This window comes from Coleofasciculus sp. FACHB-712, assembly GCF_014695635.1.
GTDB lineage: Bacteria > Cyanobacteriota > Cyanobacteriia > Cyanobacteriales > FACHB-T130 > FACHB-T130.
Map to the genome: position 1 here is coordinate 23,016 of NZ_JACJOQ010000583.1, position 6,000 is coordinate 29,015.

Genomic DNA, 6,000 nt, shown 5'->3' on the forward strand with positions numbered 1-6,000 from the left:
AAGAAATCTAAAAATTTTAGCCGCAGAGGTTATTGCATTGCCCTAATTCGCCTCAATTTCCGCCAAATCTCGGCAATTGGAAGAAATTCCTAAAGCGGTGGCTGATGATGCAACGGGGTCATTAGAGTGGTAGCTAGAGCCGGTCATCTTCCTCCATTCAGATGCTAGGTTGGAATTGAGCGGATACTCTGATTTGATTGGTGAAAAATTAGCTTTTTGAACGCTATGACAGAATCCGTCCTTCATCAGGATGTTCGCACTCCGGAGGATTCCCACCCAAGGGACAAGATCCGTCGCTTGGTGTTTCGGCTGGGCGTCGCTACGCTGGTTTTGATGGCGATTGGGAGTGCCACAAGAGTGATGAATGCTGGGCTGGCGTGCCCGGATTGGCCTCTATGCTACGGTCAACTGGTGCCTTCTTCGCAGATGAATCTTCAGGTGTTTCTGGAGTGGTTTCACAGGTTGGACGCGGCAGCAATCGGCTTCGGCGCGATCGCACTGGCGGTTCTTTCCTGGTGGCATCAGCGATCGCTCCCCAAATGGCTGCCTTGGGCGTCCACCTTCGCACTCTTTTTAGTCGTATTTCAGGGCGTTTTGGGGGGACTGACGGTCACGCAACTGCTGCGTTTTGATATTGTCACCGCTCACCTGGGAACCGCACTGTTGTTTTTTATCACCCTCCTGATAATTGGCGCGGCACTGTTGCCTTATCAAGGCACGGGCACGGTTGGAAAATTGCCGTGGGTGAGTTTAACGGCTGCAATTTTGGTCTATCTACAAAGCCTCCTGGGTGGATTAGTGGGTTCTCGCTGGGCGCTCCATCAGTGCTTTGGGGCGCAAGAGTTGTGTACGGTGATGAATAGCCACATTGCGGGTGTCGTTCCCCCAACTTTAGCGATCGTCGCTGTCGTGCTTTTGGCATGGCGCACACCCGCACTGCACCCGATGCTACGCCGTCTGGCTAATCTGGGTGGTGGTTTACTGGTGTTACAAGTGATTCTCGGTGTGGCGACCTTCCGCTTGCACCTCCAAGTAGAACCACTGACCGTCGCTCACCAGGCAGTCGGAGCCGCCTTACTCGGAACGCTTGTTGCTTTTACTGTTTTGGCGTTGCGCGATCGCGCCAGTGTCATTCCCAACCCTTCCGTATAGCTCTTCATCAATCCGCACCCCTCAGGGTGGGACTCTACAAACAAAGCCTGCGCTCGTTTACCCTTGAGCGATCGCGTTGCGGCAGGCTAGGTCACTTAGGAAAAAATAAATAATGCAGGAAATGATAGTTGGAACCGATGTCTCCCGCAGACACCAAAACTTCCTAGAGGTCATTCAGAGTTACTACCAGCTGACAAAGCCCCGAATTATCCCGCTGCTGCTGATCACAACGGCGGCGAGTATGTGGATGGCATCAGATGGACAGGTAGATCCGCTGTTGTTATTGGTGACGATGGCGGGTGGGACTCTCGCTGCCGCATCTGCTCAAACCCTCAACTGCATCTACGATCGCGATATCGATTATGCAATGGAGCGTACCCGCCACCGCCCGATTCCTTCCGGTCGGGTACAGTCCCGCGATGCGCTAATTTTTGCAATTGTCCTGGCTTGTCTCTCTTTCACCTTACTAACCGTCTTCGCCAACCTGCTCAGTGCCCTCTTGGCAATGTCAGGCCTTGTCTTCTACATGGGCATCTACACCCACTTGCTAAAACGCCACACCACGCAAAACATCGTGATTGGCGGTGCCGCAGGAGCGATCCCGGCGCTAGTCGGTTGGGCAGCTGTTACCGGCACCTTAAGCTGGGCAGCTTGGCTGCTTTTTGCCATTGTGTTTGTGTGGACGCCTCCCCATTTCTGGGCGTTAGCTTTAATGATTCGAGATGACTACGCCAAGGTCGGGATTCCGATGCTGCCAGTGGTTGAAGGGGAAGTGGTCACGACTCGGCAAATTTGGCTTTACACGCTGATTATGGTACCGATGACGTTGTTGCTGGTTTATCCTTTGGGCGCGTCTGGTATCGTTTATGGGATTGTTGCCTCAATCCTGGGGAGTCTCTTTATTAAGAAAGCATGGCAGATGTTGCAGTCACCTGGAGATAAACAGGTCGCGCGATCGCTGTTTAAATACTCCATCCTCTACATGATGCTGCTCTGCACCGGCATTGTCGTCGATAGTTTACCAGTAACGCATCAATTCACCGCATTTGTTGGCGAACATCTCCAGACATTCATTAGCGCGATCGCAATTTTGCAATGATCCCGCGATTAGAAATCGCATCTAAACAAAAAAACCCGCCAAGGCGGGTTTTTTGCATTGAAAGCGGTCGCTCTGTTTAAACTCTTGCGGAAAGGATTGGGAATGCGATCGCATTTCTATCAACAATTAGCGTGATCGCTCAACCGGCAAAATCCATCTAAATCTAACAGCTAGAACTCGGAAAACTCCTCTTCTGAACTGCTAAATATTTTGCCATCAGGCATTGTTGATCCCCTAAATTTAGCCTTGTTCAAGGAAGCATTCTGTAGATTAGCATTTCTTAAGTTGACACCACTCAGATTGGTATGGGTCAAGTCAGCACCACTCAAGTTAGCACCACTCAAGTCAGCATCACTCAAGTCAGCACCACTCAAGTCAGCACCACTCAAGTCAGCACCACTCAAAGCTACTACCACAGTAGTGTTTCCCCGATAGCTTTTTTCTAAAATACTATTGGTCATATTGGCACTATTTAGAATGGCACCAGTTAGGTCAGCACCATTCAGAATGGCACGACTCAGATTGCTACTACTCAAATTTGCATTTGTGAGGTTGACATTTGTTAGATCAACACCACTCAGGTTGGCACTGCTGAGGTTAGCACCGCTCAAGTCGGCACTACTAAAATTTGCACTACTCACCTCAGGAGCAGCACTGATCGCCTTTACTTCACTCAGGTCTGCCCACATTAAATGCGCTCCCGTTAGTTCTGCATTGGTCAAGTCGGCTTTTCTCAGGTTCGCTCTAGCCATTTGTGCGTTATTTAAGTTTGCTCCTCTTAAAACTGCCCCACTTAGGTTTGCCCAACGAAGCTCTGCATCTTCTAAAGAAGTTTGGCTGAGGTCTGCGTCAGTTAGTTCTGCATAGACAAGTTTTGCCGCATCTAGTCTTGCTAAACGGAGCTTTGCTCCTCTTAGGGTGGCTGCATTCAGGTTTGTTTTTTTCAGATATGCTCCTGTCAAATCTGCCTGATCCAAGTTTGCCTTGCTTAGGTTTGCGCTAGTCAAGATAGCTGAGGTCAGCATAGCCCCAGTTAGAATAGCCCCACTCAGATTTGCCCCAATTAAGCTGGCAGTGCTGAGGTTTACTCCTGAAAAATCCCTCTCCCCTGCTGCATATCGCTTCCGAAGCTCATCCTCTCCCATCCGTTCTGAGGAATCAGCCTCTAGAGGAAAAAGTTCGCATAAGTCGCAGCCAAAGTAGTCGCATAAAACTTCAGATGTATTGCAGTCAATTCGATCAAACTCACCTTTGTAAAGCCTGCTGATGGCATTGATACTAAGACCCGTCTCTTTTGCTAGTTTGTACTGGGATAGCTCCCGTTTTTCCATCAAATCCTTTAACTTACAGCGAATTTTTTTCATAAGCGCTTTGTTTACCACTTGAGACTTAATCAGGACGTGTCTCACTATACTTATGATATCGGATACTACTCACGCTTATGAACATTATTGCAAAAGAACTAACTACTTAAATAGTTGACAGGGCGATATTGGCAAAGTTATGCTGTGGATGTCAAGGGCAGAATTGCCAAAAAAAAGCCCGCCAGCTCTAAGGCTGGGGGCCTGTAGTTAATTTGTTATCTCCATTATGAACCACAATCCATTAGCTGTACCTCAGCAACGGCTTCACACGCCCGATCAGGTTTTAATCGTCGATACAGAGACAACACATCTGGAAGTAAACGCGGGCCAGGTGATAGAAATTGGAGCAATCCTTTATTCGGTGAAGCACCAAACCACCATCGAGCAATTTTCAATAATTTTGCCTGCACAGAGTAATCCGGCAGAGCATATAAACCGAATTAAACCAGCATCGCTAATGGAAATGACAGCAGAACAAGCTGATCGGGGAGTGCGGATGCTCGTTGAGATGGCAAAAATGGCGCAAGTTATTGTGGCGCACAATGCCGAGTTTGATAAGAAGTGGTTTGGTCTCTCAAAAAATGGGAAAAGCACATTACCTACTTTATTGAACTTTGAAGGGGAACCGCTTCCTTGGGTATGTACTTGTAACGATTTCAAGTGGCCTCGTCAAACCCGTTCTGGTCAATCTTTGCTCGAATTGGCAGCAGCTCATGACATTGGAGTTTTTGGAACGCATAGGGCACTAACTGATTGCCAGTTAATCGCAGCTCTTTTTGATCGCATGGAAAACTTGCAAGCTATGTTTGAAAAAGCTTTAAGACCCAAAGCTCTTTTTAAAGCTCTTGTAACCTATGACAATCGTCAACAGGCAAAACAGGCGGGTTTCAGGTGGATTTCTGAGCGAAAGAGCTGGGAACGAAGAATGGCTGTGGATGATAGCAAAGAACTTCCTTTCTCTGTCACGCAAATAGCACTCTGTCACTAATCCGGCTAGAGTTTCCCAATCTAGTTAAATCAAGCGATCGCGCGCTTTCTCTATCTCAGCTATGGGGAAGGGCGCGATCGCTTATACCTATGCGTATCTGGCGCTGTTCGTCCTGGGATGGTACGGGCTTTTCGCCTTTCAAAGGATGAATTCAGTACGGTGGGAGTATAAATCCTGATGAGGGATTGAAATACAATAGAAACAAAGAGTGTTTAGATTTGTTAATTTGGGACATTTATGGCTCCCGCTGTTTTAATCGAAAAGCTTCAGAAACGGTACGGCTCAGTAGAAGCCGTTAAAAATGTTTCCTTTCAGGTAGAACCTGGTGAAATTTTTGGTCTATTGGGACCCAATGGTGCCGGGAAAACAACAACCCTGCGGGTCTTGTGTACCCTGACAACACCCGATGCTGGCAAAATCGAAGTTTCTGGCATCTCCGTTGTGGATAACCCTAGGGGGGCACGGCAACGCTTGGGCTATGTGGCTCAGGAGGTCGCCTTAGATAAGGTGCTGACAGGAAGGGAACTCTTGCAACTGCAAGCCGCGCTGTATCACCTCCCCGGTGCCGTGGCGAAACAGAGAATTGAGGCGGTGCTGAGCGTCTTGGGATTGCAAGAATACGCTAATAAAAAAACTGGCACCTACTCTGGCGGTTTACGCAAGCGCCTCGACTTAGCCGCTGGGTTGCTGCATCAGCCAGATGTCTTAGTTCTGGATGAACCAACCGTAGGGCTAGATATTGAAAGCCGTGTAGTCGTGTGGGATTTCTTGCGCCAGTTGCGAGCATCCGGGACAACGGTGCTGATTACCAGCCACTATTTAGAAGAAATTGATGCTTTAGCCGACCGAGTGGCGATTATCGACCGAGGGGTGGTAATTGCCTCTGGGACGCCTTCTGAGTTGAAGGATCGGGTGGGAGGCGATCGCATCACCCTGCGTATCCGCGAATTTTCTCCCATTGAAGAAGCAGAGAAAGCGAAAAATATGCTGCAATCTCTGCCCTTTGTCCAAGAAGCGATCATCAATAGCGCTCAGGGGAATTCGCTCAATTTAGTAGTCACGCCCCAAAGCGACGCGCTGATGACCATACAGCAATCTCTCCAAGCCGCTAATTTACCGATTTTTGGCATTGCACAAGCTAGACCTAGCTTAGATGATGTTTATCTCGCCGCTACGGGGAGAACCCTGATGGATGCAGAACTTGCAGCAGCCGGTAGCCGCGATCCGAAGGCAGAGAAAAAGCAGAATATGCGGTAGAACGAGCTTTTACACCACCAAGCCACCAAAATCCAACATCCAACATCTGAAATTGATATGAGCAGTACGATAACGCCTCCTAAACCTGATATCCGGTTGCAGCCAGAGGCAGCGGGTAAATCTAATGCCGGTGCTGCATC

5 protein-coding genes are annotated in these 6,000 nt (G+C 48.7%); 4 read left to right on the plus strand and 1 reads right to left on the minus strand.

The annotated features are described in order from the left end of the window. Window positions 1–225 precede the first annotated feature (225 nt). Both H6F50_RS21170 and H6F50_RS21175 read left to right on the plus strand, forming a co-directional pair. Entirely contained in the window at window positions 226–1,152 is a 927-nt protein-coding gene (locus H6F50_RS21170) for a heme A synthase (RefSeq protein ID WP_190430224.1), read from the plus strand. A gap of 124 nt (window positions 1,153–1,276) precedes the next feature. Continuing rightward, complete coding sequence (locus H6F50_RS21175) at window positions 1,277–2,251, plus strand: heme o synthase (RefSeq protein WP_190430228.1); 975 nt, start codon at window positions 1,277–1,279, stop codon at window positions 2,249–2,251. 170 nt (window positions 2,252–2,421) lie between these two features. Here the strand turns inward: H6F50_RS21175 and H6F50_RS21180 are convergent, their stop codons facing one another. Next, window positions 2,422–3,615: a pentapeptide repeat-containing protein gene (locus H6F50_RS21180; protein WP_190430225.1), complete on the minus strand. Its 1,194-nt coding sequence runs from the start codon at window positions 3,613–3,615 to the stop codon at window positions 2,422–2,424. A 226-nt stretch (window positions 3,616–3,841) separates the two neighbouring features. Here H6F50_RS21180 and H6F50_RS21185 point away from each other — a divergent pair, with 226 nt between their 5' ends. Together H6F50_RS21185 and H6F50_RS21190 are read left to right on the plus strand one after the other, a co-directional pair. Continuing rightward, window positions 3,842–4,603 carry a 3'-5' exonuclease gene (locus H6F50_RS21185; RefSeq protein WP_190430226.1) on the plus strand — a complete coding sequence of 254 codons (762 nt, stop codon included), beginning with the start codon at window positions 3,842–3,844 and terminating at the stop codon, window positions 4,601–4,603. A 237-nt stretch (window positions 4,604–4,840) separates the two neighbouring features. Continuing rightward, a complete protein-coding gene (locus tag H6F50_RS21190) occupies window positions 4,841–5,860 on the plus strand; it encodes an ATP-binding cassette domain-containing protein (protein ID WP_190430227.1) in 1,020 nt (339 codons plus the stop codon). Window positions 5,861–6,000: the final 140 nt, after the last annotated feature.